The sequence below is a fragment of the Kitasatospora sp. HUAS MG31 genome (assembly GCF_040571325.1).
GTDB lineage: Bacteria > Actinomycetota > Actinomycetes > Streptomycetales > Streptomycetaceae > Kitasatospora > Kitasatospora camelliae.
Genome location: NZ_CP159872.1, coordinates 3,792,254 through 3,815,851 on the forward strand (window position 1 = coordinate 3,792,254; position 23,598 = coordinate 3,815,851).

At 74.4% G+C, this 23,598-nt stretch carries 29 protein-coding genes, 1 tRNA gene and 1 pseudogene; 12 read left to right on the forward strand and 19 right to left on the reverse strand.

The features are described 5' to 3' along the window. Positions 1-3 precede the first annotated feature (3 nt). The gene (locus ABWK59_RS17125) at positions 4-1,311 is read right to left on the reverse strand and encodes a hypothetical protein (protein WP_354641453.1); all 1,308 of its coding nucleotides are present in this window, start codon (positions 1,309-1,311) and stop codon (positions 4-6) included. Next, positions 1,308-1,973: an RNA polymerase sigma factor gene (locus ABWK59_RS17130; RefSeq protein WP_420492927.1), complete on the reverse strand. Its 666-nt coding sequence runs from the start codon at positions 1,971-1,973 to the stop codon at positions 1,308-1,310. The genes ABWK59_RS17125 and ABWK59_RS17130 overlap by 4 nt, the downstream gene beginning before the upstream one ends. Before the next feature lie 305 nt (positions 1,974-2,278). Between ABWK59_RS17130 and ABWK59_RS17135 the strand changes: the two genes are divergently transcribed. Further along, positions 2,279-3,289, forward strand: coding sequence for a helix-turn-helix domain-containing protein (locus ABWK59_RS17135; RefSeq protein WP_354641455.1), 1,011 nt, complete (start codon positions 2,279-2,281; stop codon positions 3,287-3,289). A gap of 49 nt (positions 3,290-3,338) precedes the next feature. Here ABWK59_RS17135 and ABWK59_RS17140 read toward each other — a convergent pair whose 3' ends face one another. Continuing rightward, positions 3,339-4,100 (reverse strand): MerR family transcriptional regulator, encoded by a 762-nt coding sequence (locus ABWK59_RS17140; protein ID WP_354641456.1) that lies wholly within the window; start codon positions 4,098-4,100, stop codon positions 3,339-3,341. 206 nt (positions 4,101-4,306) lie between these two features. On the opposite strand from ABWK59_RS17140, the gene ABWK59_RS17145 reads away from it, so the two are divergent. Continuing rightward, positions 4,307-5,041: an aquaporin gene (locus ABWK59_RS17145; RefSeq protein ID WP_420492795.1), complete on the forward strand. Its 735-nt coding sequence runs from the start codon at positions 4,307-4,309 to the stop codon at positions 5,039-5,041. A 41-nt stretch (positions 5,042-5,082) separates the two neighbouring features. Here ABWK59_RS17145 and ABWK59_RS17150 read toward each other — a convergent pair whose 3' ends face one another. The 6 genes from ABWK59_RS17150 to ABWK59_RS17175 all read right to left on the reverse strand — a co-directional run bounded on the left by ABWK59_RS17150 (position 5,083) and on the right by ABWK59_RS17175 (position 8,130). Continuing rightward, positions 5,083-5,637: a flavodoxin family protein gene (locus ABWK59_RS17150; protein ID WP_354641457.1), complete on the reverse strand. Its 555-nt coding sequence runs from the start codon at positions 5,635-5,637 to the stop codon at positions 5,083-5,085. Positions 5,638-5,766: 129 nt separating this feature from the next. Beyond that, positions 5,767-6,201, reverse strand: coding sequence for a PPOX class F420-dependent oxidoreductase (locus ABWK59_RS17155; RefSeq protein ID WP_354641458.1), 435 nt, complete (start codon positions 6,199-6,201; stop codon positions 5,767-5,769). Positions 6,202-6,287: 86 nt separating this feature from the next. Next, the gene (locus tag ABWK59_RS17160; protein ID WP_354641459.1) at positions 6,288-6,740 is read right to left on the reverse strand and encodes a MarR family winged helix-turn-helix transcriptional regulator; all 453 of its coding nucleotides are present in this window, start codon (positions 6,738-6,740) and stop codon (positions 6,288-6,290) included. A 141-nt stretch (positions 6,741-6,881) separates the two neighbouring features. Further along, the gene (gene trxA / locus ABWK59_RS17165; protein WP_354641460.1) at positions 6,882-7,208 is read right to left on the reverse strand and encodes a thioredoxin; all 327 of its coding nucleotides are present in this window, start codon (positions 7,206-7,208) and stop codon (positions 6,882-6,884) included. 16 nt (positions 7,209-7,224) lie between these two features. Next, a complete protein-coding gene (locus ABWK59_RS17170; protein ID WP_354641461.1) occupies positions 7,225-7,626 on the reverse strand; it encodes a MerR family transcriptional regulator in 402 nt (133 codons plus the stop codon). Positions 7,627-7,698: 72 nt separating this feature from the next. Continuing rightward, positions 7,699-8,130 carry a hypothetical protein gene (locus tag ABWK59_RS17175; protein WP_354641462.1) on the reverse strand — a complete coding sequence of 144 codons (432 nt, stop codon included), beginning with the start codon at positions 8,128-8,130 and terminating at the stop codon, positions 7,699-7,701. Positions 8,131-8,224: 94 nt separating this feature from the next. Between ABWK59_RS17175 and ABWK59_RS17180 the strand changes: the two genes are divergently transcribed. The 6 genes from ABWK59_RS17180 to ABWK59_RS17205 all read left to right on the forward strand — a co-directional run bounded on the left by ABWK59_RS17180 (position 8,225) and on the right by ABWK59_RS17205 (position 11,771). Next, positions 8,225-8,674: a nuclear transport factor 2 family protein gene (locus ABWK59_RS17180; RefSeq protein ID WP_354641463.1), complete on the forward strand. Its 450-nt coding sequence runs from the start codon at positions 8,225-8,227 to the stop codon at positions 8,672-8,674. A 53-nt stretch (positions 8,675-8,727) separates the two neighbouring features. Further along, positions 8,728-9,204 carry a hypothetical protein gene (locus ABWK59_RS17185; RefSeq protein ID WP_354641464.1) on the forward strand — a complete coding sequence of 159 codons (477 nt, stop codon included), beginning with the start codon at positions 8,728-8,730 and terminating at the stop codon, positions 9,202-9,204. Between the two features lie 162 nt (positions 9,205-9,366). Beyond that, a complete protein-coding gene (locus ABWK59_RS17190) occupies positions 9,367-9,732 on the forward strand; it encodes a YciI family protein (protein WP_354641465.1) in 366 nt (121 codons plus the stop codon). Then, the gene (locus ABWK59_RS17195; protein WP_354641466.1) at positions 9,729-10,979 is read left to right on the forward strand and encodes an RNA polymerase sigma factor; all 1,251 of its coding nucleotides are present in this window, start codon (positions 9,729-9,731) and stop codon (positions 10,977-10,979) included. Before ABWK59_RS17190 ends, ABWK59_RS17195 begins: the two co-directional genes overlap by 4 nt. Positions 10,980-11,137: 158 nt before the next feature. Next, the gene (locus ABWK59_RS17200; protein WP_354641467.1) at positions 11,138-11,374 is read left to right on the forward strand and encodes a DUF6186 family protein; all 237 of its coding nucleotides are present in this window, start codon (positions 11,138-11,140) and stop codon (positions 11,372-11,374) included. Positions 11,375-11,393: 19 nt separating this feature from the next. Continuing rightward, positions 11,394-11,771 (forward strand): DUF6256 family protein, encoded by a 378-nt coding sequence (locus tag ABWK59_RS17205; RefSeq protein WP_354641468.1) that lies wholly within the window; start codon positions 11,394-11,396, stop codon positions 11,769-11,771. Positions 11,772-11,847: 76 nt separating this feature from the next. Here the strand turns inward: ABWK59_RS17205 and ABWK59_RS17210 are convergent, their stop codons facing one another. Next, positions 11,848-12,588: an LPXTG cell wall anchor domain-containing protein gene (locus ABWK59_RS17210; protein ID WP_354641469.1), complete on the reverse strand. Its 741-nt coding sequence runs from the start codon at positions 12,586-12,588 to the stop codon at positions 11,848-11,850. A 402-nt stretch (positions 12,589-12,990) separates the two neighbouring features. On the opposite strand from ABWK59_RS17210, the gene ABWK59_RS17215 reads away from it, so the two are divergent. Both ABWK59_RS17215 and ABWK59_RS17220 read left to right on the forward strand, forming a co-directional pair. Further along, positions 12,991-13,410, forward strand: a complete 420-nt coding sequence (locus tag ABWK59_RS17215; RefSeq protein WP_354641470.1) for an SHOCT domain-containing protein — start codon at positions 12,991-12,993, stop codon at positions 13,408-13,410. Between the two features lie 208 nt (positions 13,411-13,618). Next, positions 13,619-13,909: a hypothetical protein gene (locus tag ABWK59_RS17220; protein ID WP_354641471.1), complete on the forward strand. Its 291-nt coding sequence runs from the start codon at positions 13,619-13,621 to the stop codon at positions 13,907-13,909. Positions 13,910-13,990: 81 nt separating this feature from the next. On the opposite strand, the gene ABWK59_RS17225 is transcribed toward ABWK59_RS17220, so the two are convergent. From ABWK59_RS17225 to ABWK59_RS17245, 5 genes are all read right to left on the reverse strand, one after another. Next, positions 13,991-14,866 (reverse strand): sigma-70 family RNA polymerase sigma factor, encoded by an 876-nt coding sequence (locus ABWK59_RS17225; RefSeq protein WP_354641472.1) that lies wholly within the window; start codon positions 14,864-14,866, stop codon positions 13,991-13,993. Between the two features lie 99 nt (positions 14,867-14,965). Then, positions 14,966-15,601, reverse strand: a complete 636-nt coding sequence (locus ABWK59_RS17230; RefSeq protein WP_354641473.1) for a DUF4291 domain-containing protein — start codon at positions 15,599-15,601, stop codon at positions 14,966-14,968. 101 nt (positions 15,602-15,702) lie between these two features. After that, the gene (locus ABWK59_RS17235; protein WP_354641474.1) at positions 15,703-16,473 is read right to left on the reverse strand and encodes a hypothetical protein; all 771 of its coding nucleotides are present in this window, start codon (positions 16,471-16,473) and stop codon (positions 15,703-15,705) included. Positions 16,474-16,636: 163 nt separating this feature from the next. Further along, positions 16,637-17,188, reverse strand: coding sequence for an SRPBCC family protein (locus ABWK59_RS17240; RefSeq protein ID WP_354641475.1), 552 nt, complete (start codon positions 17,186-17,188; stop codon positions 16,637-16,639). Between the two features lie 197 nt (positions 17,189-17,385). Further along, a tRNA-Gly gene (locus ABWK59_RS17245) sits at positions 17,386-17,459 on the reverse strand. Between the two features lie 259 nt (positions 17,460-17,718). Here ABWK59_RS17245 and ABWK59_RS17250 point away from each other — a divergent pair. Together ABWK59_RS17250 and dcd are read left to right on the forward strand one after the other, a co-directional pair. Continuing rightward, a complete protein-coding gene (locus ABWK59_RS17250; protein WP_354641476.1) occupies positions 17,719-17,940 on the forward strand; it encodes a hypothetical protein in 222 nt (73 codons plus the stop codon). Positions 17,941-18,014: 74 nt separating this feature from the next. Beyond that, the gene (gene dcd, locus ABWK59_RS17255; RefSeq protein WP_354641477.1) at positions 18,015-18,590 is read left to right on the forward strand and encodes a dCTP deaminase; all 576 of its coding nucleotides are present in this window, start codon (positions 18,015-18,017) and stop codon (positions 18,588-18,590) included. A gap of 184 nt (positions 18,591-18,774) precedes the next feature. Here dcd and ABWK59_RS17260 read toward each other — a convergent pair whose 3' ends face one another. The 4 genes and pseudogenes from ABWK59_RS17260 to ABWK59_RS17275 all read right to left on the reverse strand — a co-directional run bounded on the left by ABWK59_RS17260 (position 18,775) and on the right by ABWK59_RS17275 (position 23,529). After that, complete coding sequence (locus ABWK59_RS17260; protein WP_354641478.1) at positions 18,775-19,665, reverse strand: metal-dependent hydrolase; 891 nt, start codon at positions 19,663-19,665, stop codon at positions 18,775-18,777. Positions 19,666-19,887: 222 nt separating this feature from the next. Then, a complete protein-coding gene (locus tag ABWK59_RS17265) occupies positions 19,888-20,835 on the reverse strand; it encodes a Yip1 family protein (protein ID WP_354641479.1) in 948 nt (315 codons plus the stop codon). A gap of 260 nt (positions 20,836-21,095) precedes the next feature. Then, a pseudogene (locus ABWK59_RS17270) lies at positions 21,096-22,160 on the reverse strand (sugar phosphate nucleotidyltransferase); the annotation flags it as partial. Positions 22,161-22,389: 229 nt separating this feature from the next. Further along, positions 22,390-23,529, reverse strand: a complete 1,140-nt coding sequence (locus ABWK59_RS17275) for a LamG domain-containing protein (protein ID WP_354641480.1) — start codon at positions 23,527-23,529, stop codon at positions 22,390-22,392. Positions 23,530-23,598: the final 69 nt, after the last annotated feature.

Sequence of the window (23,598 nt, forward strand, 5' to 3'; positions counted from 1 at the left end):
CGGTCAGCCGGTCGCGGAGGCACCCGGCTTCGGTGGCGCGGCGGTGGTCGCGGACGCCGTGGGGGCCGGCGTGGGGGTGGCCGCCTGGGCGGGCGGCTGGGCCGCCTCGGCCGTGGGCACCGCCAGGGCGTGGACCGGGTCGGCCTGGTGCCCGTCGCCGGTGGCACCGACCTGGAACTGCCAGGCGGCGGGACCGGTGGTGCCGTCGGTGGCGCCGAACCGGAGGGTGAACCGGGCCGCGTCGCCGGCGGCCAGCGCCCGCTTGAGACCGGAGGTGTCCACCCGGACCCCGTCGGGGCAGGTGCCGTCGCTGACCGGGAGCCGGCGCCACTGCCCGCCGACCAGCGCCTCGGCGGTGATCCGCGAGGCGGCCAGGCGGTCCCCGGCGAGGGTGACCTGCGGGAGGGCCTCGGCGTAGCCGCCCCCGGTACGGTTGCGGACCTCCACGTCGATCTGGGTGGTGGTCCGTCCGGGGGTGAACGCGGTCGGCCCGGACACCACGGCGACCTGGGGCTGCCGAGGGTCCAGCACCGTCAGTTCGGCGTGGTCGGCGCCGAGGTTGACCGCGGCGGTGCCGGGCCGGGCGAACACGGCCGCGGTGATCTGGAGCGGGCCGGCGGAGCGGCTCGCGCCGACCTTGACGCGGTACTGGGTGGTGAGGCTGGCGCCCGGTTCGAGGGTAAAGGCGTCGGCGCGGGAGGCGGGCGGCTGGTCCGCCGACCCCGCCGGGAGGTCCTTCCAGTCGTCGCCGGTGCTGACCTGGAGCACGGCGCCCTTCCCCCGGTCGGTGTCGCAGCCGACGCCCGCCGGGACCTGGACGACCTGCGGGAGCAGACCCTCCAGGCGCAGCTCGGCGGTGTTGATCCAGGTCACCGAGAAGGGCACCGGGTCACCGCCGGAGGAGGCCTGCTGGGCGGCGCCGAGGCCGTCGATCTTCACCTGGACCACGCCGGACTTGTAGTCCGAGGCGGCGGCCGGGACGCCGGCGGGGCCGGACGGGGTGGGGCTGGGCCCGATCGGCAGCGCGGCGGTCGCGGTGGGGTTGGCGCTGACGGTGGCCGCCGGGCCGTCGTCCTTGCGGACGGCGCTGGTGGTCGCGTCGGGGATGGTGAGGTATCCGGCCACGCCCGCGGCCAGCCCGAACAGCGGGACCACCACCGCGTACACCGGCTTCAGCCGGCGTATCCGGGTGGCCGGCGGCAGGGCCTGTCGCAGGCCGTGCGCGGTGACCTGCTGGGCACGGGCGTTCAGTGCCTCGCGCAGCAGCCGTTCGGTGGGGGTCTCCTCGGGATGGTTCTGGTGGTCGTTCATCGCACCTTCTCCAGTTGCTTCTCCAGGGCGTCCAGGGCCCGGCTGGCGGTCGACTTCACGGCGCCCCGGGACAGGCCCAGGGTCTCGGCGATCTGCGCCTCGGAGAGATCGGACCAGTAGCGGAGCACCAGGACCTCGCGCTGGCGCTGTGTCAGCTCGTTCAGGGCGAGCAGCACCCGGCGGTGCTCGTCGTTGAGGACGGCGTGATCCTCGGCGGAGGGGGCGTCCGCCTCGTGCGGGGGCACGTACTCGCGGGCGGTCTTGCGGCGCCTCAGGACCGAGCGGGCGCCGTTGACCACGGAGGTCCTGAGGTAGCCGAGGGCGTTGTCGAGGCTGTCGAGCTCCTCGCCGTGCTTCTGGTAGAGCGCGGTGAACGCCTCCTGCACCACGTCCTCGGCGATGTCCTGGTGGTCGACCAGCAGGACGGCCATCCGGACCAGGCTCAGCCGGTGGGCGTGGTACAGCTCGGTCAGGGTGGGGCGGGGTTCGTCGGCCGCCCTGCCGCCGCGGAGCAGCCGCAGGCCGCTCCACCGACCGGCGGCCGGGGCTCCGGCCCGGTCACCCGGTGGTGGTGCGGCTTCCGCGGGTGCGCCGAAGAGCAGTCCCAGCAGACGCCGGACTCCCCCACCCGCGCCGAAGTGCCGTGCCGGCGCGACAGCCATGGACATGCGTTTTCCGCTCCCCCCGGTGGCGGCACCGCGGCGGCCGCCACACCTGTGATCATGAGTTCGAACGGCGAGATCATCCCAGTGCCCTCTCGCCGGGTCCGCAGGTGGTCCACCGTTCGGGTGGTCCACCGGCGCGGTCGGGCCCGGTGCAGGTCCCCCGGGGCGCTCGGATGGCTCGCCCTGGTAGACGTCCATCCCCGCGCGAGGTTGCGGGCGGGTGCGGGATTTCCGGGAGGCGGTCGCGGCTACACTCGCGGGGATTTCGCCGGACCCCGCAGGAACGGGAGGACGCCGTGGCCGTGTCCGTCGCCATCGGACCGCGACCGGAGCCGGTGCACACCGTCGCCGTGTACGCCTTCGCCGGCATGGCGCCCTTCGAACTCGGCGTGGTGGTCGAGGTGTTCGGCCTGGCCCGGCCGGAGGTGTCGGGGCTGCTGGCGGTGCCCTGGTACGGGGTGGTGGTCTGCGCGGACGAGCCGGGCGTGCCGCTGGACGCGGTCGGCGGTTTCTCGCTGACGGCGCGACACGGCCTGGACGAGCTGGCGGCGGCGGACACGGTGATCGTGCCCGGGGTGCCCGACGCCTCCGGCGGCGCGGTCCCGCCCGGTCTGGTCGCGGCCCTGCGGACGGCGCACCGGCGGGGCGCCCGGATCGTGTCCATCTGCTCGGGTGCCTTCGCGCTGGCCGCCGCCGGTCTGCTGGACGGTCTGGAGGCGACCACCCACTGGCGGTACGCCGACCTGCTGCAGCAGCGCCACCCGCGGGTCCGGGTCAATCCGGACGTGCTGTACGTGGACAACGGCTCGGTGCTGACCAGTGCCGGCAGCGCGGCCGGCATCGACCTGTGCCTGCACCTGGTCCGCCGGGACCACGGGGCGAGGGTGGCCAACACGGTGGCCCGCCGGTTCGTGGTGCCGCCGCACCGGGACGGCGGGCAGGCGCAGTTCATCGAGGCGGCGGTGAAGCCGGTCGAGGAGGAGGACGACGGGATCGGCCGCTCGATGCGCTGGGCCCTGGACCACCTCGCCGAACCGCTGTCCGTCCCGCTGCTGGCCCGCCGGGCCCGGATGTCGGAGCGCTCCTACCTGCGGCACTTCACGGCCCGCAACGGCACCAGCCCGATGCGCTGGGTGGTCACCCAGCGCATCGCGGCCAGCCTGCCGTTGCTGGAGTCCCCGGACGGCACGGTGGAGGAGATCGCCGCCGCGGTCGGGTTCGACAGCGCGGCGACCTTCCGGCACCACTTCGGCCGGGTCGTGCGGACCTCCCCCACCGCGTACCGGCGGACCTTCGGCCGTACGGTGGCCTGAACGGTCCGGAGACCGCCGGGGTCCGCCCCGGCGGTCTCCGGCGCCCGGGTCAGCCCCGGCGGTCCGCGTTGGCCGTGATCGCGTCGTGCAGCCACTGGGCGAGGCCCGGGGCGATCTTCTCGTAGGTGGCGGTGAACCGGGGGTCGGCGACGTACATCCCGGCCAGGCAGCGGTGCATCTCGTACGGGCAGTCGTAGAAGTTCTCGGTGATCTGCCGGCGGTGCTCCTCGGCGAGCTCGGCCGCCTCGTCGCTGTCCGGCGCGACCCCGTCCGCGACCGCCCGGGCCATCCGGGAGTTGAGCTCCTCCCCGGCGGCCTGGATGCGCTGCCAGTCCTCCTTGGTGTAGCGCGCGGTGCGGCGCTGCGACTCCTTCCAGGCGTCGGTGTCGCCCCAGCGCTGCTCCGCTTCCGACTCCCAGCTCTCCTGGTAGTCCGGGCCGAAGACCTCGAACTTCTCCTCCGGCGTCAACTGGATCCCCATCTTCTGTGCCTCCATGGCTCGTTCGACCGCCGCGGCCAGTTCCTGGAGGTGCCTGATCCGGTTGCCGATCAGCTCGCGCTGACGGCGCAGGTGCTCGGTCGGGGTGACCGAGTCGTCGTCCAGGATGGCCGCGATCTCTTCGAGCGGGAAGTCGAGCTCACGGTAGAACAGGATCTTCTGCAGGCGGTCCAGGTCGGCCTCCTCGTACCGGCGGTAGCCGGCCGGGGTGCGGCCGCCGGGCGACAGCAGGCCGATCTCGTCGTAGTGATGCAGCGTGCGCACGGTCACCTTGGCGATCTTGGCCAACTGGCCCACCGAGTAGGTGTTCACCGGGTTTGCTCCCTCCTCGCTGGTGTCGACTCTCCGGCCTTCCGCTGCGTGAGGGTCAAGCCGGTTCCCGGACCGGACGGTGCCGACCGCCGCCGGGGCGCGGGTGCACGCCGTACGAGTCTCCGATCCGGGGGCCGGGCGCGGGCGCGGTTCCCTGGCACACCACCCAATTGTCGGGGGTCGGCGCGCCCCGGGACGATGACCGCATGATGACGACTCCCCTGCCCCGGCGGCTGGCCGCCGAGGCGGTCGGCACGGCCGTGCTGGCCGCGGTCCTGGTCGGCTCCGGCATCCGGGCCACCGGGCTGAGCCAGGACGGCGGGGTGCGCCTCCTGGCGAACGTGCTCGCCTCGGTGCTGGCGTTGGCGGTGCTGATCGCGCTGCTCTCGCCGGTCTCCGGAGCGCACCTCAACCCGCTGGTCTCGGCCGCCGCCTGGTGGACCGAGCGCCGCTCGGGCACCGGCCTGACCGGCCGCGAACTGGCCGGGTACGTGCTGGCGCAACTGGCCGGGGCGACGGCCGGGGTCGGGGTGGCGAACGCAATGTTCGAGCGGCCGTTCGTGGAGCTGTCGGGGCAGGAGCGGGCGGCCGGGCACCTCTGGCTGGCCGAGGGGGTGGCCACCGGGGTGCTGATTCTGCTGGTGTTCGGCCTGCTGCGGTCGGACCGCGGCCGGTACGCGCCGGTGGCGGTGGCGGCCTGGATCGGCGCGGCCTGCTGGGGGACCTCCTCGGGCAGCTTCGCCAACCCGGCGCTGACCCTCGGCCGGGCGCTGAGCGACACGTACACCGGGATCGCGCCGGGGTCGGTGCCGGCCTTCGTGCTGGCCCAGGCGGCGGGCGCGGCGGTCGGGTTGGCGGTGGTGACGGCGTTGTTCGGCCGGGCCCGGCACCTCGCTCCGGACGACGCCCGGGAGCTGCTGGCCCACCCGGCCGGCCGCTGAGCGGCGGCCGGCCCTGCCGTGTGGGGTCTCAGTACGCGGTCTCAGCCCGTGAAGAAGGTCTTGGCGTCGAGCAGCGCGGTCTCGTCCGCGAGGACGTCGCCCGGTCGGGAGCCGTTGCCGAGCAGGACGCCGCCGAAGTCCATGGCCAGGTAGCGCGCGGTCAGCCGCAGGGTGCCCACCAGCGGGTCGGCGTCGGCCCGGTCGGTACCGGCCAGGGCGGTGACGCCCCAGAGGGTACGGCCGGCCATCCGGCGGCGGAAGTCCACGCCGGGCGCCCGCATCCAGCCGGACCAGTGGTCCAGGTAGAGCTTGGTGCTGGTGCTGACGGCGTACCAGTAGAGCGGGGAGACCAGCACCAGGTCGGTGGCGTCGAGGGTGGCATCCATCAGGGTGCGGGCGTGGCCGGTGGGGACCGGGTAGTCCCCCTCGCCGTCGTGCCGGGCGTCCTCGAAGGGCTCCATCGGCAGGTCGGCGAGGCGCAGCCAGCGCTGCTCGGCGCCGTCCGGGAGCTGCTCGGCGGCGCGGCGGGCGAGCAGTTCGGAGTTGCCCTCCAGCCGGGTCGAGCCGAGCAGGAACAGGAAGCTGCGCTGGGTCATCGGGTCCCTCCCCGTCGCGGCCGGGCGGGCCCCGGCCACTGGTCCACAAGTCCGTGGGGGCGCCCGGCATTCCTGGCGGCTCCGCGGCGACCCGACGGCCCGGCGACCCGGTCGGTCCGGTCAGTCCGGTCAGTCCGCGACGCCGCGCTCGGCGACCACGCGCTCGATGGCGATGCGGACCAGCAGCTCGCCCGGTACCCCGTTGCGGGCCCCGTACTCCTCGGCCCGGTCGGCGCCCATGTAGCGGGCGGCGATCCGGGTCGCCCAGGTGCGCAGATCGGGCAGGTCCTCGCTGATCCGGGCGGTGCCCTCGACCAGGACGAAGGCGAACGGCGGCCGGTCGTCGTCCACGCAGAGCGCCACCCGGCCGTCGCGGGCGAGGGTGCGGCCCTTGACGGTGGACTTCCCGGTGGTGAGGACGAGGTCGGGGCCGTCCACCAGGAACCACACCGGGGCGAGGTGCGGGCGCCCGTCGGCCCGGGTGGTGGCGAGTTTGCCGGTACGGGTGCCGTGGGAGAGGAAGGCGCGCCACTCGGGCTCGGTCATGCGGGGCATGCCGCCCATCCTGGCGGAACCGGGGTGGTGACCTCTGGCTTCGACACGGCGCCGGACCGGTGTCGTGGTCGGCTCGGGCGGGTCGGCGCGGGCGGTCAGCCGGCCTGCGTGGGGTCGGCCGGCGGGCGGTCGGCGAGGCCGTAGCGCTCCAGGTAGCCGGCGAAGCGGTCGAGGTCCTCGTCGGACCAGCCCTCGAACCGGCCCGCGAAGGACTGGCGGCGCCGCTCGTACGCCTCCGCCAGCAGCTGTTCGCCGGCGTCGGTGAGGCGCAGCAGCTGGCCGCGCTGGTCCTCCGGGTCGGCTTCGCGGCGCAGCAGTCCGAGCCGCTCCAGGGCACCCACCTGGCGGCTGACCGTGGACTTGTCGAGCATGAAGTGCGAGGCCAGGTCGGCACCCCGGCAGGATCCGCGTTCCTTCACCAAGTCGAGCATGCTGTAGGTGACCAGGGAGAGGTCCGGGTGGATGCGGGCCGCCTTGTGGCGGGCCCGGCGGGCGAACGCGGTCAGCTCCCGCTGGATCATCTCCAGCGCGGCGTCGCGGTCGGGCATGGCGGGTGCTCCTTCGTTCCGGGTGCTGCGGACCACCGTAGGGGTCCGGCCGGGGGCGGGCGCCGACCGGCCCGCGCCCGCCCGGATCGCCGCCGGGCCCCGCCGCGACGGCCCGGGCAAGCCCTGAGGTCCGCGGCCCGGTCAGATCACCTCGGCGAGCTCGCGCAGCAGCCGGGCCTTGGCCTTGGCGCCGACCATGGACTTCACCGGCTCGCCGTCGCGGAAGAGGATCAGGGTGGGCATCGACAGCACCCCGTACGCGGCCTGGGTCTCGGGGTTGGTGTCCACGTCCAGCGCCACCACCTTGAGCCGGGCGGCCTCCTCGCGGGCGATCTCGGCGAGGACCGGGGCGATCTGCCGGCACGGCGGGCACCAGGCGGCGGTGAAGTCGACCAGGACGGGCCGGTCGGCGGCCAGCACCTCGTCGGCGAAGGTGGCGTCGGTGACCTCGGACAGGTGCGCTCCCATGGGTGTGCTCCTCGGTTCAGGGGGTGGTCAGTTCGCAGCGCGGTTCGGGGCCGGACGCGGCGGCGCGTTCCCGTTCGGCCCGGGCCAGCTCGTCGGCGACCCGGTCGCGCACCTGCTGGAGCTCGTCCAGACAGGCGTCCAGCTCGGCGAGCTTGGCCCGGTAGACGTCCAGCGAGGCGGGGCAGGAGTCGCCGGCCGGGTGCCCGGCCTGCAGGCACTCGACGAAGGGCCGGGTCTCCTCCAGCTCGAATCCGAACTCCTGGAGGGTCCTGATCTGCCGGAGCAGCCGCAGGTCCTCCTCGTCGTAGGCGCGGTACCCGTTGCCGTTCCGCCGCGCGGGCAGCAGGCCGCGCTCCTCGTAGTAGCGCAGGGTCCGGGTCGTGGTCCCCGCGCGTGCCGCCAGTTCGCCGATCCGCATGCCCCGACGCTAGACCTTCCCGTCCGCGTCAACGCCAGCCCCCGTGCGGCCGCTGTCGCCCGGGGCCGGGTGTCAGCCTCCGGTGAGGCCGGTGATGGACCGGTCCGCGACCCGCACGGTGTACCGGACGCGCAGCGAACTCCCGTCGTCCCAGCGTTCGGTGGCGTCCACGGGGGTCAGCGCGGCGCCGACCGGACCGTCCGCGCGCCGGACGCTCCAGCCCGTGGGCACGTGCGGTGCCCGGAAGACCGGGTCGGCCGTGTGGTCCGCCGCCCAGCGGTCGAGTGCGGCGTTCAGCTCCGGCGTCAGGTAGAGCGCCCGCACCTCGGAGGGCGTCCATCCGGTGTCGCCCGCGCCGAGCACCGCGTCCCGGTACGCGCCGAGGAACTCGTCCACCAGCGCCGCGTCGCGGTCCCGGCCCGCCGCCGGGACCGCCTGGGGCGATGCGAACAGCACCGCCAGGGCCGTCAGCACCGTCCCGGTCGCCCGGATCAGCCGTCTCATGACCGCACCTCCGTCCCTCCGCCGCCCGGTTGCGCCACACCTAACCATTAATAGATGATTGAACGGTTAGGTTTTCCGCTGCCCGAGGAGCCCCATGTCGTCCGTGCGTCCGCCGCTGCCCCCGTTCACCCTCGAAACCGCCCGCGCCAAGGTGCAGGCCGCCGAGGACGCCTGGAACACCCGCGACCCGCGGCGGGTCGCGCAGGCGTACACACCGGACTCTGTCTGGCGCAACCGTGCGCAGTTCATCAACGGACGCGCCGAGATCGAGGAGTTCCTCACCCGGAAGTGGGAGACCGAGCTCGACTACGCGCTCCGCAAGGACCTCTGGTCGTTCACCGGGAACCGGATCGCCGTCCGGTTCACGTACGAGTGGCGGGACGCCGACGGCCAGTGGTGGCGCAGCCACGGCAACGAGCTGTGGGAGTTCGACCCGGACGGCCTGATGGCCCGTCGCGAGGCCAGCATCAACGACCTCCCGATCGACCCGCAGGAGCGCACCGTCTTCGGTCCCCGGCCGGCCGCCGAGCCGGACGGGCGGTAGCCGGGACGCGGCGCGGGGTTCCGGTTGTCGGTGCCGGGTGCGAGCATGGCGGGGTGCTGACTCCTGGACGCGAGGACGGGCCGCTCACCCCGGGCGAGCGGCTGGTGCGGATGCCCGGTTTCTGGGCGGCCTACCTGCGGCCGCACGGCACGGGCGACCCGCAGCCCCTCCCGACCCGGCCGGAGCTGTTCGGGGCCACCGCCGCCCAGGTGGAGGCGGTCCGGGTCGCGCTGGCCGGCGCGGAGGGCCCGGGGCCGTTCGCCGGCCGCCCGCTCTCCTGGCCTCAGCTGCTGCACGCTGCCCGGCATCCCGGCGCCGCCGACCCGGTCACCGACCGGCGCATCCGCCTGCTGCTGCTCCTGCCGCGGCTCGCCCCGGCCGCCGCCCTCCCCGACGACGCGGCGGTGACCGTGGCCTCCGCGCTCGCCGCCGTGGGCGTCCCGCCGTCGCACCGGGCCACCCTCGCCCAGTCCCTCCTCCCCGGGCCCGCGGCTTGCCGGCTCACCGCCCCGGCTCACCGCGCCGCCTGAGCCCCGGCGGGCTGCCCGCGTACCGCTGGAATCCCGGCCGAGCGGCGCGGTGGAAAGATCTTGGAAAGATCCGCCGCGGCGATGTCGAGGACGAGGCGGCGGCTCCGACCGAGGGGTGACGGCGCGCCACCGGGGCGCGCGGGGACGGGGAGGACACCCGAGATGAAGTACCTCGCGATGATCTACGGCAACCAGGAGAAGTGGGAGTCGTTCCCCGCCGAGGCCTGGCCGGAGGCGATCGCCCGGCAGGAGGCGTTCAACCGCCGGTACCGCGAGACCGGCGAACTGCTGGGCGCGTACGGCCTGGCGGACGCCGCCGCGGCCAGGCTGGTGCGGCGGGACGAGGCCGGCGCCCCGGCGGTCACCGACGGGCCGTACCTGGAGACCAAGGAGTACATGGCCAGCTTCTACCTGCTCGACTGCGAGAGCGAGGAGCGGGCGCGGCAGATCGCCGCGGACCTGCCGTTCGCCGACGAGCAGCCGGTGGAGCTGTGGCCGATCCTGCACGAGTCCGCGGCGGACGTGTGAGCGTCGCCCCCCGTTCCGAGGACCTGCTGCGCGAGCTGGCGCCGCAGGTCCTCGGCGCACTGGTCCGCCGGTACGGGCAGTTCGACGCCTGCGAGGACGCGGTGCAGGAGGCGTTGCTGGCCGCCGCGCTGCAGTGGCCCTCGGAGGGCGTGCCGGCGAACCCGCGCGGCTGGCTGGTGACGGTGGCCTCCCGCCGCCTGCTGGACCAGGTGCGCAGCGAGGCCGCGCGGCGCCGTCGGGAGGAGGCGATCGCCGTCGCCACGCCGCAGGCGGAGCTGCTGGGACGGCCGGCCGACGCCGATCCGGCCGCCGACCGGGACGACTCCCTGACGCTGCTGTTCCTGTGCTGCCACCCCTCGCTCTCCGGGCCGAGTCAGGTGGCGCTGACCCTGCGGGCGGTGGGCGGTCTGACGACCGCGCAGATCGCCGCGGCCTTCCTGGTGCCGGAGGCGACGGTCGCGCAGCGGATCAGCCGGGCCAAGCAGGGCATCCGCACCTCGGGGCTGCCGTTCCGGATGCCGGATCCGGCCGAGCACGGCGCACGGCTGCAAGCCGTCCTCCAGGTGCTCTACCTGGTCTTCAACGAGGGCTACACGGCCGCCGCCGGCGCGGACCTGACCGCGCCGCAGCTCTCCGACGAGGCGATCCGGCTGACCCGGAACCTGCGCCGGATGCTGCCCGAGGACGCCGAGGTGGCCGGACTGCTGGCCCTGATGCTGCTGATCGACGCCCGCCGGGCCGCCCGCACCCGGCCGGACGGCACCCTGGTTCCGCTGGCCGAGCAGGACCGCACCCGGTGGGACTCCGCGCGCATCGCCGAGGGCGTGGCGCTGCTGACCGAGACCCTGCCCCGGGGCCGGGTCGGCCCGTACCAGCTGCAGGCGGCCATCGCCGCCGTCCACGCGGAGGCCGGGGAGGTGGACGCCACGGACTGGCCGCAGATCCTCGGCCTGTACGACCTGCTGGAACGCCTCGCACCGAACCCGGTGGTGACGCTGAACCGGGCGGTCGCCCTCGCCATGGTGCGCGGCCCCGAGGCCGGGCTGGAGCTGCTCGCCACCCTGGAGGACGACAAGCGCACGGCCAGCCACCACCGGCTGTACGCGACCCGGGCACACCTGCTGGAGCTGCTCGGCGAGCACCCGGCCGCCGCGGAGGCCTATCGCGAGGCCGCCCGCCGTACCGCCAGCGCGCCCGAGCGCCGCCACCTGACCGCCCGGGCCGCGGCCCTGGAGGGCGACGGCTAAGGACCGGGCCGGGACGGGGCGTGCCCGGAAGCCCGGCCGGACCGACACGCCGTCGCCGCCGTCCGCCCTTCCCGGCCCGCGATGGCGGACGATCGAGCCGGTCGGCCTGATCGCCCCGCCGTACGGCGGCGGAGCGGCGCGAGTGTGGGAGGTCCACGATGGCGGAGCATCCGGTGGTCGGATATCTCGTCTGGGCGGTCCTGTTCGGGGCGATCTTCGCCTGGGAGGGGTTGGCGCTGGCCCTCCCGGACCGGGGCATCCCGACGCTGAGCGACGCGGCGCGGGCGGTGATGCGCTACCCGGTCGGCCGGTGGGCGCTGTTCGCGCTCTGGCTCTGGCTGGGCTGGCACTTCTTCGTCCGGGGCTGGCACTTCCTGCTGCGCAGCGGCGGCTGACGTGGAGCCGCCCGGCCCCTTGCTGACCACCGGGGTGAACCTCACCCTGATGCTGTCGGGGTACCTGCTGGTGATGGTGTACCTGGCGTTCGGCCTCCGCCTCCACCGCCGCCACCCCGAGGGCCCGGACCCGCGGCGGGGCGGAGGCGGCTGGCCGGCGCTGGTCCGTCACCTGCTCGGGACGGCGCTCGGCGGGTACCTGCTGCTGATGGCCGTGACGATCGGCTACTACCAGGGCGTGGCGAAGGTCGGCGGCGACTTCGTGATGAGCGCGGTCACCGGCTGCGCGCTGCTGCTCGCGGTCGCGCTGCCGCTGCTGCTGGCGATCTCCTGGCTGGTGGAGCGCCGTCGGGGCCGGCGGCGCTCCACCAGCCGGCGCGATCGGGTCGACTGCTGAGTGTTCGGCGGGCCGGTGACGGGACGAGCCCCGGGCCGTGGGGCCCGGGGCTCGTCCAGGTCGTGCGGGAGCCCGGTCAGCCGTGGCGCGCGACCTTGCGGCGACGCATCACCAGCACGCCACCGGCACCGAGCAGCGCCACCGCGGCGAGCAGGACGAAGCCGATGTTCGCGCCGGTCGAGGCGAGGGTGTCCGACGACTTGGTGGCCGCGTCGCTGGTGCTCGCGGACGGGCTCACGGCGGCCGAGGGGCTCTCCGAGGAGCCGGTGGACTGGCTCGGGGAGGTGCTCGCGGACGGGCTGCCGCTCGCCGAGGTGGAGGTGGAGGCCGAGGGGGAGGTGCTGGCGGACGGCGAGGTGCTGGCGCTCGGCGAGGTGCTGGCGCTCGGCGAGACGCTGGGGGACGGGCTGCCGGTCGGCTTGTCGCTGGCCGGGCAGGTGTGCGACAGGTTGAGCAGCTTGGCGTCGCCCGAGATCTCGGCGCTGGCCGCGGTGAGCTTGGCGCCCGGCGCGGAGGCCACGTAGGCGTGCTTGTCGCTCGGCGGGCCGAAGGTGGTGACGACCTGCTGGCCGCCCGGCTCGAAGGTGACGGTCAGCTTCACGAAGCTGCCGGAGTTACCGGTCAGCACGAAGTGCCAGCCGTCCTTGTCCTTGGCGATGCCGGGGCAGTCACCGTGCTCGTAGGTGGCGGCCGTGATCGGGGTCGCCTGGTGGAGCGGGAGGGTGGTGGTGCCGCCGGTGGCGAAAGCCGGCGAGGCGGGGAGGGCCGCCAGGCCGGCCGCGGCGACGACGGCGGCCGCACGGGCGAGTGTAGGCATGTGCATGTTCACCAATTCGCAGGCGCTGAAAGGGAGATGGGGAGGATGAGCCCAGAGGGGGTTCAGGTTTCTACGCCCGGCTCCACCCGGTCAAGTAGCATGCACGCCCGTTCGTCCGATATGTCATCAGATGATGACAAAGGTCTGGTGCGTCGATTCCGCAAGCGCGCCCCGCAGCAGGATCCGGAGGGGTGGCGGCGGGACGGCCGCACGACGGGCGGCGGCAGCCGATCGCGCGCGGCTCGCGGAGGCCCGGCAGGAGACCGACGGAGTCCTGACGGGGACACGGCGGAGGGCGGGCGGCGGTCCCGACGTCAAGATGCAGGGCCCCGTACGCGGTGGTACGACTCGGATAGTCGCGCCCGCCGCCCGCGTGGTCGGCGCCATCGAAGGGAGCATCCCGTGGACGACTACCCGCTGCTCAACATCTTCTGGACGATGATGTGGCTGTTCCTGTGGATCCTCTGGTTCTTCCTGTTGTTCAAGATCATCACTGATATCTTCCGCAGCCACGACATGAACGGCTGGGGCAAGGCCGGATGGCTGGTCTTCGTGATCCTGCTGCCCTTCCTCGGCGTCTTCGTCTACCTGATCGCACGCGGCCGGTCCATGGGGGAACGCGACCTCAAGCAGGCCCAGGAGAACGAGGCGGCCTTCCGCGCCTACATCCAGGACGCCGCTGCCGTACCGCCCAGCGGTGGAACGGGCGGCACGGCTGCGGCCAGTCACGCGGACGAGCTCGCCAAGCTCGCCGAGCTGAAGAACAGCGGCGCCATCAGCGAGGCGGAGTTCCAGCGCGCCAAGGAGAAGATCCTGGCCTGACATCCCGGAGCGTCCCGTCACCGGTCCGCCGCCCTGCCCGGGGGCGGCGGACCGCCTGCGCCGGGACGTGCGCACGAGGCCTCGGTGCGGGCCCGTCCGCCCGGCCCGCGACACCCGATCGGCCCACTCGCCGCGGCAGTCCGGCGGGGGAAGCTGGACCGGACGGACGGGACGGACGGGACGGACGGGAAGGCGCTACGGAGGGTCCATGCGACGTCGGCACAGCTTCCACCTGGACCGGGACGGCCACGCCGTCACCGTGAACGTCCGCGCCGGCTACATCACCGAGACCGAGCTGCTGGTGGACGGCCGGGAGCTGGCCTTCCACCGCGAGCACGGGCAGGGCACCCGCCCACTGGTCCTCACCGCCGAGGCCGACCGGGTGGGCGGCCGGGCGCTGTCGGTCCGCGTCGAGCACCCGGCGGGCGGCGGGCCGCTGGTCTGCACCCTGGAGATCGACGGGCGGAGCTGGCCGATGCCCGACCGGGTGCCCGCCTGAGCCACCCCGACCGGGTGTGCAGCATCTGAGCCCTCAGCCCGGAGGTCCGGCTTCTCAGACGTCTCAGGCATCTCAGGCGTCTCAGGCGTCCGGGAAGATCAGGTCGAGCCCGGCCAGGCGTTCCGGGTCGGCGAGGATGTCGAGCGCCAGCACCCGGCCGTCCACCACCGTGAACGCCACCACCGACGCCGGCCGGCCGTCCTTGACGGCGACGACGCCCGCCACCCCGTTGACCAGGGCCGGTCGTGCGGACTCGGCGAGCCGGGCGAAGGTGACCGCACCGCCGGCCACCGCGGCCGCCCCCCGGACCAGTCCGCCGGGCCGCAGCGCCCCGGCGTCGAACCGCAGCACCACGTCCGGGTCGAGCACGGCCACCAGGGCCTCGAAGTCTCCGCCCCGGGCCGCGGCGAGGAAGGCGTCGACGACCTCGCGCTGCCGGCCCAGGTCGGTGTCGGGGGCCGGGACCCCCTGCACGCGCCGACGGGCCCGGCTGGCCAGCTGCCGGGTCGCGGCCGGGGTACGTCCGACGACCGGCGCGATCTCGTCGAAGGGCACGGCGAACATGTCGTGCAGCACGAAGGCGAGCCGTTCCGCCGGGCCGAGCGAGTCCAGCACCACCAGCAGCGCCAGCCCGACCGAGTCGGCGAGCAGCGCCTCCTGCTCCGGGTCCATGCCGTCCGCGCCGCTCACCACCGGATCGGGCATGTGCACCTCCAGCGGCTCCTCCCGCCGGGTGCTGCGGGAGCGCAGCATGTTCAGGCAGATCCGGCCGACGACCGTGGTCAGCCAGCCCGCCATGTTCTCCACCCCGGCGGCGTCCGAGCGGTCGAGCCGCAGCCACGCCTCCTGGACGGCGTCCTCCGCCTCGCTGAGCGAGCCCAGCATGCGGTAGGCCACCGACCGCAGGTGGGTCCGGTGCGTCTCGAACTGCTCCGCCAGGAACTCGTGCCGGTCCATCGCTCGCCCCTCTCCGATCGCTTCCGTCCCCTTGACCCGCGGGCGGGCACGGATGTGACGGACCCGCTGTCGGTGGAACCGGGACGAGCGCCGCCCGGGTCAGCCTCCGGTGGTCGTGCCGGTGGTCGTGGCGTCGATCCGCGCCGCCAGGTGGTCGGGCAGCGGGTAGGGGGTCTCCGCCGGGATCAGCGCGTCGGCCTCGGCGAGCCGTCGCTCCCGGACCAGCGCGTGGGCGGCGTGGGCCAGGTCGGTGACGTCCTCCAGACCGAGGATCCACTCGTCGACGTACCGGTGGACCGCCTCACGGGACAGGCCGATCTGTACGGCCCGGTGGGGCAGCGGCTGGAGCTGGGTGCCGCGCTCCGGGTCCCACTGCACCCGGACCGGGCTGGCGGCCAGCTCCCGCTTCCACTCGGCGGCCGAGACGTGCAGGCCCTTGTCGTGGTGGCTGAGGCAGGCGCGACCGAGGGCCCACTCGAACCCCTCCCGGCTGATCCGGACGGCCAGCACCCGCTCCTGGCCCGGCTTGGTGGCCCAGCCCGAGCGGTACATCATCCAGCGGAACGAGGGCTTGATCCAGGTCATCCGCTCGCGCTTGAACGGCGGCACGAACCCGCCTACGGCGAGGGCGGGTTCGGCGATGTCGACGGGGTACGCCTGGTAGACGACCAGGCTGCGGTCGTCGTACGCGGCGCGGATCTGCCGGGCGGGGAGCGGCGGTTGGACGGTGGTCACGGGTACTCCGGGGTCGGTGGGCTCATGGTGGCGAGGGCGGAGACGACGGCGCTCCCCGGCCTGACCGGCCCGGGCCGGCGCCAGGGCTTGGCCGAAACGCCCTAGACCGACGGTTCGCCGCGCCATCCGTCGAGCCGGTCCAGGGCGGGGCCGGTGACCGCCTGCGCCCCGGCCGTGTAGGCGGCCCAGCGCAGCTCGTCGCAGGCGAAGAAGTCCTCGCCGGCGGCGTCGACCCAGAGCGAGAGGGTCGTGCGGTCGTCGCCGCCGGTGAGATCCCACCACGACCAGGTCCGGAACGGACAGTCGATTTCGAACCGCTCCAGCCAGCCCTCCGCCGACCACCCGACGCCGTGACCGGCGGCCCGGAACCGCTCGGCTCCACGGCGCGCGAACCCGGGCACGCCGGAGCCGTCGTTCGCGCAGGCGGCGGCGAACCACGCGGGCAGCGGGCCCGGGACGACGGCCGGGTCGATCCCCGCCCCGGCGACCGCCCGGTCGACGGCCGCCGCGAGAACCGTCCGCAGCCGGGCCGCGTACTCCTCCGCCGGACCATCCACCCGGAGCTCGAACCGGCTGAGGCCCGGAGGGGCCCAGTCCTCCTCGTCCGGCCGGCCCGCGATCCGCTCCCGCTCGGCGAGCAGCCGCTCCTCGTCCTCACTGACGAAGTCCGCCAGCCACTCCCGGGCGTCCGCGATCACGGCAGCCCGCAGCTCGGGCGCCAACTCCCGTGAGGAACCGACCTCCAGACGGCCGGCCGGAGCGTCGAAGCCGCGCGAGACCCAGATCAGGAAGCCGTCCGGCCCGCGACCCTCGTACTCGACGGTCCACCTGTCGCCGATCACGTCGGTCATCCGCGTCACATAGAACGACACTCCCGCGAGCGTGACGTCCCCCACCTGTTCCCCCCGGCCGATCTCGTACCCGCCCGGCCGATCGGGCCGAGCGGGTCGATTCTCCCAGGGTGGTGCGGTGCTGATCGAGAAGATGTGGCGCGGCTACCTCCGAGGCGCCGCGCCCGCCTGCGGAACGGGTTCGCTAGTCCTGGAGACCGCGCTTGCCCGCATCGCCCTCGGCGAGGGCCTTGAGGCCGTCGAGGGTGGCCTCCATGCCGGTGCGCAGCTCGCCGAGCCTGCGAACCAGCAGCTCCTCCTCCCGCTCCGGCATGCGGTCGATCCAGGGGCTGATGCCGGAGCGGGCCGGACCGATCCGCACGGACTGCCGGACCCGGGTGCCGTTCGCCTCGGGCTCCAGGTCGAACCGCCAGGTCGCCATCCGGCGGTCCGGGTCGTCCGAGGCCTCCCCGTAGCGGCCGTCCGCGTCCATCACGGCCCAGCCGAAGGCACGCTCGGCGTCCAGCTCGACGATCTGCGACACCGTCCGCCAGTCCCCCACCACCGGGTGGTGGTTGTAGCCCGCGAACCGGGCGCCGATCGCGGGTGCGGCGGCGTCGTCGAGCCACTCGACCCGCTGGAGTTCGGCGCTCAGACGTGTGGGCAGGTGGATGTCGGTCACCAGCTCCCAGACCCGGGCCGGAGCCGCCTCGACATGGACCTCGTGGTGGGCGGTGGGCCCGTCGGCGTACCGCATGCGCTTCCCCCTTCGCTGGACGAACCAAGGTGCCGCCCAGTCTGGCTGACGGACCGACAGATCACCCGGGCGGGGGCTCCCACGGGGGCTCCGGGGCGGCGGAGCGGCCGCGCTCGGGGCCGATCACGAGGGGCGGGGCGCCGGGAGCACTCCGGACAACAGAGAAGCCGCAGGTCGTGTGACCTGCGGCTTTCCTTTGGAGCGGGCGACGAGAATCGAACTCGCGCTCTAAGCTTGGGAAGCTCATGTTCTACCATTAAACTACGCCCGCAGCTGACGAGCCGTCAGCGACTGCTCGATCAATCACCACTGTACCCCATCCGGGAGGGCGCCCGGACGCCTGGCGTGAACGCGTCCGCGGGTCGGTGCGGCGGAGGGTTTGCGGGGCGTACTGTGTCGCCCGTTCGGGAGGCGTCGGGGGCGGCGAGCCTCGGCGAGGTGTGTCCGGTACATCCCCTAATGTGACGCTGTCGCCCGGGCGCCTGAGGCGCGGGCCGGGCGGCTCACGGGGAAGTACGGGAAGGGGACCGATGGAGCAGCGCACCGTCGTTCGTTGTGCCGAGGGGCACCTGTTCAGCACCAGCACGTTCCCGATGCAGATGCTCGGCCCCCGTCGGCTGGGCCCCGGGCGGCTGATCCGCTGTCCGCAGTGCGGGCGGTTGCGCAGCTCGGTGCCGGCCGACGTGAGCGAGCTCTCGGAGCCGCAGCTGGCGCGGGCGATGCGGCTGGAGGCCGCCGAGTTCCTGGCCTGAGGCGGCCGGGCGGCCGGTGGGCGGGCCCAGGGGCGATTCGTGCCTGGCCCACCGGTCCACGTAACCTCGGGGGCGTGCTGCTCTCTGACAAGGACATTCGAACCGAGATCGACAAGGGCCGGGTCGTGATCGACCCGTTCGACCCTGCGATGGTCCAGCCCTCCAGCATCGACGTACGGCTGGACCGCTTCTTCCGGGTGTTCGAGAACCACCGCTACCCGTACATCGACCCCTCCGAGGAGCAGCCGGACCTGACCCGGCTGGTGGAGCCGGAGGGCGACGAGCCGTTCATCCTGCACCCGGGCGAGTTCGTGCTGGCCTCGACGTACGAGGTGATCACGCTGCCGGAGGACGTGGCGGCGCGGCTGGAGGGCAAGTCCAGCCTCGGTCGGCTCGGTCTGCTGACGCACTCGACGGCCGGCTTCATCGACCCCGGTTTCAGCGGCCACGTGACCCTGGAGCTGTCGAACGTCGCCACCCTGCCGATCAAGCTGTACCCGGGGATGAAGATCGGGCAGCTGTGCCTGTTCCGGCTGTCCTCGCCGGCCGAGCACCCGTACGGCTCGGAGCGCTACGGCTCGCGCTACCAGGGTCAGCGCGGCCCGACGGCCTCGCGTTCGCACCTGAACTTCCACCGCAGCCAGGTCTGAGCTCCACCGCCCGCGGGGGTGGGCCGGAGTTCTCCGGCCGGTGAGTGGGCAGCCGCCGGCTGGTACCGGCCTGGAACAGCGGTTCAGCGGAACGACTGAAGACGACGAGGGGCGGCCCGGGTACTCCACCCGGGCCGCCCCTCCGTCGTTCGCCGTCGGCGTCCGGCGCTCGCGCCGGGGCGGGTCAGGCCCGCTTGGGGCGGGTGACGGCGACCAGCTCGCTGCCGTCCTCGGAGAGGCGCAGCTCGGTGCGCAGCTCGGCGAGCTCGCCGAGGTGGTGGAGGTGGGTGCCGCCGCAGAAGATCTCGGCGGTGCCGACCGGGAGCTCGCAGTGCCAGCGGCGGCGGGCGGTCAGCTCGGGGCCGGGCACCTCGATGCGGACGGCGGCGTCGGCGGCGACCCAGGCGGCCAGCTGGGCGTTGACGGTCTCGGTGAGCGCCGGGAGGGCGTCGGCGAGGGAGGGGAGCTCCTCGGTGGCGTCGGCGGTGAAGCCCTTCTTCTTCAGGGACTTGCCGAGCCGGTAGGTGTCCGTGCTGGCCTCGATGTCCATGACCGAGGTGGCCATCGCCAGGCTGTCGAAGTCGGGGTTGCCGAAGGCGTCGGAGCGGCCCGGGTCCTTGCGCCAGCGCGGGGCGAGCGCGGCGTTGAGGGCGAGTGCCAGCAGGTGGCAGCCGCTGTGCGAGGCGGAGAGCAGGGCGCGGCGCTCGGCGTCGACCCGGAGCTCGGCGGTCCGGCCGACGATCTCGCCGGGTGCGCCGTCCAGGACGTGCAGCACCAGCCAGGACCACTCCTCGTCGCCGCGGCGCACCGGGATGTCGGCACCGACCAGCAGGTCGCCGCCCTCGGGGCCGACCGCACCGGTCAGGCAGTCGACCACGGGGTGCTCGGTGCCGTCGACGACCAGCGTGCCGTGGTCGGCGGGCTGGTCGGGCCAGGTGTGGTCGAGCGGGTGGAACGGGGTCGCCTCGGTGACCACGGCGTGGCGGCCGTCGGACAGGGCGTGCACGGCGAGGACCGGCGACTCGCCGGTCACCGCTCCGGCCGGGAAGCTGACATGGGTGGTGGGGAGGGTCATTCGGTGGCTCCGGACGCGGTGTGTGGGCGGGGCGGACGTCGCCGCGGGGTGACCGGGCGGACACCACACCCTACAAAATCCCGGCATCCGGACACCTCCGCGATCGGTCCCGGTCGGACGGACCCCCGGAAGCCCGACGCCCGCCCGGCCGGGGCCGAGCGGGCGGTGTCGAGCGGGCCGAGCGGGCCGGGCCGAGCGGGCGGACCGGCGGACGCCGGGGCGTCAGCCCAGCGTGGGCAGCTTGATCAGGACCAGCAGGGCCAGCAGTTGCAGCGCCGCGGCGCCGGCCGCCTTGCCCCAGGGCAGGTCGTGGATCCGCCGGACCATCGTGGTCAGCAGGACGGCGCAGATCAGCCAGGTGATCCAGCCGACGACCTGGACGACCATGTTCCCGGTCGGCAGGAAGAGCGCCAGCAGCAGCCGGGGAGCGTCGGTGGTCCAGCCGATCAGCACGGCCAGGCCGACCGTCGACTGCCAGGGGCCGTCGCCGCCGAACTGCCGGGCGAGTCCGAAGGTGACCGCGCCGAGCATGCCGCCGGCCACGGTGAAGCCGATCGCGGCGGCCACGATGGACCAGGCGGCGACCGAGAAGGTGGAGTTCACCACGTCCTGGCGGGTGCTGCCCAGGGCGAAGACCGCGAGCACGCCGTAGATCAGCGAGACGGCCAGCGCGGGCAGCCACACCTGGTGGTCGCGCATTCGGGCGAAGGTCCGGGCGGGCTCGCGGTAGATGCCGACCAGCAGGGCGCGCCACGGCAGCGGCGGGCCGCTGACCTGCGGGGCGGACTGGCCGCCGGCGCGGTAGACGGCGACGTTGTCCTCGGCGCCGTAGCCGCCCTGGTCGTACCCGCCGTACGGGTCGTCCCCGTACGCGCCCTCGGCGTACGGCTCGCCGCCGTACGGCTGCTGGGGCGGGTAGGGGTCGTACGGCCCGTAGGGCTCCTCGCCGACGGCGAAGGCCCGGGTGTGCCCGGGCTGGTCGCCCGCGTACCGGTCGCCGCCCTGGGGCGGCTGCGGGTGGGACGCCTGCGGGTGCGGCGCGGTGAAGTACTCGGGCTCCCCCGAGGGCGGGCCGTACGGCTGGTTGCCGCCGTACGGCTGCTGCCCGGACGCCGCCCAGCCCTGCCGGGGATCGCCGCCCTGCCCGTTGTCGTGTCGATTGCCTGCCACGCATCGACGGTACCCGGTCCGGCTGACCGACCGTCGGGTGATCACGGGCCGGTCGGGAGATTGCAGCCGTCCTGTGACGACCCGGCGGTATCGGGCCGGCCGCTCCGACCGGCGCCACGCGGGGCGCCGGGTGGGGCTCAGTCGCCGACGGTGGCGGTCTCGCCGCTGCGCGGTCCGGCCACGGTGAGGCGTCCGGCGGGCCCGTGGACGGCGGCCGCGGCGTTCTCGCCCGCCGGGCAGCCGCCCGGACCGGCGGTGGTGCGCACCGCGCCGACCGGCAGCAGGGTGCCGCAGGCGATCCGCAGGCCGGGGGTGAGCTCGTTGTCGGACTCCAGCACGGCGCCGTCGCCGATGACCGCGCCGTCCAGGCTGCAGCGGGCCCCGATCACGGCGTACGCGCCGACGATGGAGTCCTTCACGTAGGCGTCGGGGCCGATCACCGCGCCGGGCAGGATGACGCTGCCCTCGACGATCGCGCCGGCGTCGATCCGGGCGTCCTCGGAGACCACGGTGCCGGAGCCGAGCACCGCCGCGCGGTCGACCCGGGAGCCGGGCAGCAGCAGCGCCTCGCCGGTGGGGCCCGGGACGGCCGGGGAGTCGACCTTGCCGAGCACCAGGTCGGCCGAGCCGCGGACGAAGGCGCCGGGGGTGCCGAGGTCCAGCCAGTACGAGGTGTCCACCACGCCGCGGACCAGGGCGCCGGTCTCCAGCAGTTCGGGGAAGGTCTCGCGCTCGACGGAGACCTCGCGGCCGGTGGGGATCCGGTCGATCACGGACCGGGTGAAGACGTAGCAGCCGGCGTTGATCTGGTCGGTGACGATCTGCTCGGGGGTCTCGGGCTTCTCCAGGAACTCCAGCACCCGCCCGTGGGCGTCGGTGGGCACCAGGCCGAAGGCCCGCGGGTCCTCGACCCGGGTGAGGTGGAGGGTGACGTCCGCCCCGGCGGCCACGTGGCCGTCCCGCAGGGCGGCGATGTCCAGGCCGGAGAGGATGTCGCCGTTGAAGACCAGGACCGGCTCGTCGGGGCCGCAGGTGAGGCCCGAGGCGGCGTTGCGGATCGCGCCGCCGGTGCCCAGCGGCTCCTCCTCGGTCAGGTAGACCAGCTCGATGCCGTACGGGCTGCCGTCCTTGAAGTGGTCGACGAAGACGTCGGCCAGGTAGGAGGTGGCCAGCACCACCCGGGTGACGCCGGCGGCGGCGGCGCGGGCCAGCTGGTGCGCGATGAACGGCACGCCGGCGACCGGGAGCATCGGCTTGGGCGTGTGGGTGGTCAGCGGGCGCAGCCGAGTGCCCTTTCCGCCGACCAGCATGATCGCCTCGGTCATGGTGCGCGCTTCTCCCCTGCTACCGGTACGGGCCCGGCCGGTGGCCGGTTCCGCTCCTCGGTGACCTGGCTGGAGCCCCGCCGGTGGCCGGTTCCAGCGGTCCGCGAGGTGCGGACCAGGGCCTACTGTATTTCCTCTCCCGTGAGCCCCTTCCTCACGGGGGTGCGAGGACCGTCACCCGGGTGGCGCAGCGGCGGTCCGGCAGCCGTCCGCCGGCCGGCCGGGACGGTCAGGGGAGCAGCCAGGAGTGCGCGGGGGCCGCGCCCGCGGAGACGCCGCCGCTGCTGCCGAGCTGGGCCACGGCGGCTCCGGGGAGGGCCTGGTTCCAGACCTGGACGTCGGCGATGGCGCCGTCCCAGTAGTCGGTCCACTGGGACTTCCAGCGGGTCCGGCCGATCTGCAGGGCGCCCGAGGTCTGCCAGATCCCCGGAATGGAGGTGGTCTGCTGGAGTGCCCCGTTGACGTAGAGCTGGATCTTCTGGGTGCCGGCGTCGTAGACGCCGGTGAGCACGGTCCACTGGCCGGTGGTGGCGGGGGCGGTGGAGAAGGCCTGACGGGTGGTGGTGTCCTGGTCGCCGGCGGCGGTCTGCACCTTGAAGACCCACTGGTTGTGGGTGTCCCAGTAGTCGCGGCCCAGGTAGAAGGAGTAGTAGCTGCCGGTGCCCTGGGTGACGACCGCACGGCCGCCGGTGGGGGCGTTGTTGCGGACCACGGCGGAGACGGTGAAGCTCTTCGACGTGTCGACCAGGGGTGCGCCGCTCTGGGCGTAGCCGTCGCCGGAGCCGCGCAGGTTGAGGGTGGGTCCGGTGTGGCCCTCGGTGGTGCCGACGGCGGCGCCGTTGCCGAGCGACAGGCCGGGCAGGCCGGCTGCGGGCGCCGCACCGCCGGGGCCCGGGCCGGTGGCGCCGGCGGCGGGCTTGGTGGTGCCCTTGGTGGGCTTGGGGGGGCCGGAGGCGCCGTCGGTGGGGGTGGCGGACGGGGACTCGGCGGGGGTGCCGGAGGTGCTGGGCGCGGGGGTGGCGGAGCCGGTCGCGGCGACGGCCGGGCCGTCGGGGTTGACCGGGGCGCTGGCGCTCGCCTTCGCCTCGGGGTCGCCGCCGGGGCGGGAGACGGCGACGGCGGTGGCCACCAGGGCGCCGGCCACGGCCACGCCGAGGACGGCGCCGCCGATCTTCATCAGCTTCTTCCGCCGGTGCTCGGCCTCGTTGGCGTCGGCCATCGCGGCCCAGTCGGGTCCGGCGCTGGTCACCGGCGGCAGGTAGGCCGGGGTGCCGCCCCAGCCGCCCGGGTCGCCCTGGCCGGCCGTCTGTCCACCCGTCCCCACCGGCCCCGTACCGGACGCTCCCGTTATGCCCCCGCCATCAGTCATGCGCCGAATGCTAGGGCATGACCGACCGTCATCCTCCGGTGCCCGGGTACGCCGAAGGGGCGCGGGGAT

Bases quoted from the DNA above. Each gene is read 5' to 3' on its own strand.
- ABWK59_RS17125 (WP_354641453.1), bottom strand. From the start codon at position 1,311: ATGAACGACCACCAGAACCATCCCGAGGAGACCCCCACCGAACGGCTG.
- ABWK59_RS17130 (WP_420492927.1), bottom strand. From the start codon at position 1,973: ATGGCTGTCGCGCCGGCACGGCACTTCGGCGCGGGTGGGGGAGTCCGG.
- ABWK59_RS17145 (WP_420492795.1), top strand. From the start codon at position 4,307: ATGATGACGACTCCCCTGCCCCGGCGGCTGGCCGCCGAGGCGGTCGGC.
- ABWK59_RS17150 (WP_354641457.1), bottom strand. From the start codon at position 5,637: ATGACCCAGCGCAGCTTCCTGTTCCTGCTCGGCTCGACCCGGCTGGAG.
- ABWK59_RS17155 (WP_354641458.1), bottom strand. From the start codon at position 6,201: ATGGGCGGCATGCCCCGCATGACCGAGCCCGAGTGGCGCGCCTTCCTC.
- ABWK59_RS17160 (WP_354641459.1), bottom strand. From the start codon at position 6,740: ATGCCCGACCGCGACGCCGCGCTGGAGATGATCCAGCGGGAGCTGACC.
- trxA (WP_354641460.1), bottom strand. From the start codon at position 7,208: ATGGGAGCGCACCTGTCCGAGGTCACCGACGCCACCTTCGCCGACGAG.
- ABWK59_RS17170 (WP_354641461.1), bottom strand. From the start codon at position 7,626: ATGCGGATCGGCGAACTGGCGGCACGCGCGGGGACCACGACCCGGACC.
- ABWK59_RS17175 (WP_354641462.1), bottom strand. From the start codon at position 8,130: ATGAGACGGCTGATCCGGGCGACCGGGACGGTGCTGACGGCCCTGGCG.
- ABWK59_RS17180 (WP_354641463.1), top strand. From the start codon at position 8,225: ATGTCGTCCGTGCGTCCGCCGCTGCCCCCGTTCACCCTCGAAACCGCC.
- ABWK59_RS17190 (WP_354641465.1), top strand. From the start codon at position 9,367: ATGAAGTACCTCGCGATGATCTACGGCAACCAGGAGAAGTGGGAGTCG.
- ABWK59_RS17200 (WP_354641467.1), top strand. From the start codon at position 11,138: ATGGCGGAGCATCCGGTGGTCGGATATCTCGTCTGGGCGGTCCTGTTC.
- ABWK59_RS17210 (WP_354641469.1), bottom strand. From the start codon at position 12,588: ATGCCTACACTCGCCCGTGCGGCCGCCGTCGTCGCCGCGGCCGGCCTG.
- ABWK59_RS17220 (WP_354641471.1), top strand. From the start codon at position 13,619: ATGCGACGTCGGCACAGCTTCCACCTGGACCGGGACGGCCACGCCGTC.
- ABWK59_RS17225 (WP_354641472.1), bottom strand. From the start codon at position 14,866: ATGGACCGGCACGAGTTCCTGGCGGAGCAGTTCGAGACGCACCGGACC.
- ABWK59_RS17240 (WP_354641475.1), bottom strand. From the start codon at position 17,188: ATGCGGTACGCCGACGGGCCCACCGCCCACCACGAGGTCCATGTCGAG.
- ABWK59_RS17250 (WP_354641476.1), top strand. From the start codon at position 17,719: ATGGAGCAGCGCACCGTCGTTCGTTGTGCCGAGGGGCACCTGTTCAGC.
- ABWK59_RS17260 (WP_354641478.1), bottom strand. From the start codon at position 19,665: ATGACCCTCCCCACCACCCATGTCAGCTTCCCGGCCGGAGCGGTGACC.
- ABWK59_RS17275 (WP_354641480.1), bottom strand. From the start codon at position 23,529: ATGACTGATGGCGGGGGCATAACGGGAGCGTCCGGTACGGGGCCGGTG.